Annotated in this window: 2 protein-coding genes and 1 pseudogene; all 3 read left to right on the top strand. The window is 40.1% G+C overall.

Annotation, left to right across the window (positions count from 1 at the left end):
• Positions 1-1,113: pseudogene (locus tag B7709_RS10210) on the top strand (hypothetical protein); the annotation flags it as partial.
• A 32-nt stretch (positions 1,114-1,145) separates the two neighbouring features.
• Positions 1,146-1,412: a hypothetical protein gene (locus B7709_RS00010; protein WP_000204308.1), complete on the top strand. Its 267-nt coding sequence runs from the start codon at positions 1,146-1,148 to the stop codon at positions 1,410-1,412.
• Entirely contained in the window at positions 1,396-2,052 is a 657-nt protein-coding gene (locus B7709_RS00005; RefSeq protein WP_084970720.1) for an enhanced serine sensitivity protein SseB C-terminal domain-containing protein, read from the top strand. The genes B7709_RS00010 and B7709_RS00005 overlap by 17 nt, the downstream gene beginning before the upstream one ends.
• Positions 2,053-2,177: the final 125 nt, after the last annotated feature.

Here is a 2,177-nt window from a genome sequence, read left to right as displayed (position 1 = left end):
GAGTGGATGAAGCGGGACTTGCAAGGAACGGCAGATAACCTGTCTAGCCTTGCGGAGTTAGGAGTAGGAACTTACACTGCTCTGACGGATCCAGGTGCGGCTCAGCGTGGCCAAGATCCCAATGCCAGCTATGCGGATAAGGCGGCTTATCGTGCTCAAGAGACAGGGAAAGCCCTCTGGGATAAAGTTACCCATATGGATGCCTATGATGCAGGAGGCTTGACCTTTGAGATTGCCAGCCTTTTTGTCGGTCCAGCAGCTGTAGGGAAGATGGCTAAGGGGACCAAGTTAGGAGCTAAGGCAGCTGAGATGATTCAGTTAGCCAAGAACAGCACCAAAGCAAGAGTTCTCGCAAATGTTGAAAAATGGGGTTCAAAGGTTGACAATATCCTAGCGAAGAGCAATAATGTCATTGGGAAATTTGGGGAGAAATTATTAGACACTCGAATCCCAGTCGGCATTCGTAAAGAGGCAGTTGCCTTTGCGGGAGGTATGAGAACCATGCCTACCTTCAGCGTTGAGAGTAAGACACTACGTGATGTGATGCACTTCTCAAGTAAACATGCGGATGATGTTGCGAGAGTGGCAGAGAAGCCCTTTGATAAAGAGCGGATTCTTGAAAATATTAGGCAAAGTCGACTTGCACGGGAAAGTTCGAAGTTTGGGGAGTATTTAAGAAAAGAAAATCAAATTAAATACCCTACAGGTATTGATGGTAGTGTAAAAATAATAGAGAAGGCTGACCTTCCATCATGGATTGTGGATTCATTTCAGGATGGACAATATCGGACGGTAGTGACAACAGAAGAAGTAACTGTTTATCGTACATTTGGAGGACACTCTGATGCTGGGGGAGGTTTTGTAACTTCCAGCCCTGCGCAAAATAGAATTCAAGCGAAGATTGATACTGCATTACTTCCCGAATGGAAAAATACTCGAATGTATGAAGTAGAGATTCGAATTCCTAAAGGAGAAACACTGAGTATTGGAAAAGTTGCGCCGCAGAAGATTTCTTTATCAGGGACTGTGCTGAAAGGTGGTGCTGACCAAATATTATTACCGCAAGACTGGCCATTAGAATGGATTTCGGATTTTAGAATAGTTCCTAATTGATGGATTATCAATAATTGAGGGAGAAAAGAGATATGACAAGTAGTTTAAAGCGAATTGCTGAAAAAATTGTTTTTATTATTGAAGAAGAGTACCCCAAACAAAAAAGTGTTACAGGCTCAATTCAAAGTATTTATCAATTAGCAAATGAAATTATAGAAAGTGGAGAAGTAGCAAAAAACATAAATCTTAAAAGTCTAGTTAGAATGTTTGCAGATGAGACAACGCATTATCAAAGTGAGATCATTTACTTACTTCAAGATTTAGATAAGGAATTGAAAAAGAATGAACATAAAAGATAGTTTACAACATTTTTCATCGAATCGAACAGAAGAGAATAGGTCGAAACTTCTTTCAGATATGGAGAAATGGACGCTGTTCGTTCCTATAAGATGGGTAGATAAGCAGACGTTCCGCATTCTCCATATTCAGGATGGAACAGAAAATTTTTATCTGCCGATTTTAACGAGTCAAGAAGAGCAACTGCCGCCTATAAGTGATAATAATTCAATTCGTTTGGGATCTGTTCGCCTAGCTGATTGTATCCAGTTACTTCAATCTAATCATCAAATAGCTGGAATTGTTCTAAATCCTATGTCTGATAATGTAGTCCTTCCATCAGCTTTATTCCACGGACAGAATACGACGGAAAAGCAAGTATCATTTGGGGTTCCAAGTAAAGATTATTCTTGGCTGACAACTCCTTTAATTTCATTCTTACAACAGAATACGGGTGTTCGGACGGTCTACCTATTGATGGTTGTTAGAGAGGATCAACCAGTAGCAACGCTCGTTGTAGATGGTGAAGAAAAAGATTGTCTTGCTATTGTTGATTATTTAAATCATCAGCAGTATTCTGAAGCTATTGATATTCTTCCCCTACAGACAGCTTTTTCAAAAGAAATCATTAAAGATGTTTCTCCTTTTTATACTAATCTATAGTACCATCTCTTCAAGGAGGATTTGATGACTTTGGGTGAGATGCCTGGAATGGACGCTTTTTTCGTAAGTAACATGATGATTGAGCGACTTCGTTTTGAAGGTTACAGTGACGACTGGGAAAGTCA

The organism is Streptococcus oralis subsp. dentisani (assembly GCF_002096335.1).
Taxonomy (GTDB): domain Bacteria; phylum Bacillota; class Bacilli; order Lactobacillales; family Streptococcaceae; genus Streptococcus; species Streptococcus oralis_Z.
This window is presented reverse-complemented; position numbering and strand designations above follow the sequence as displayed.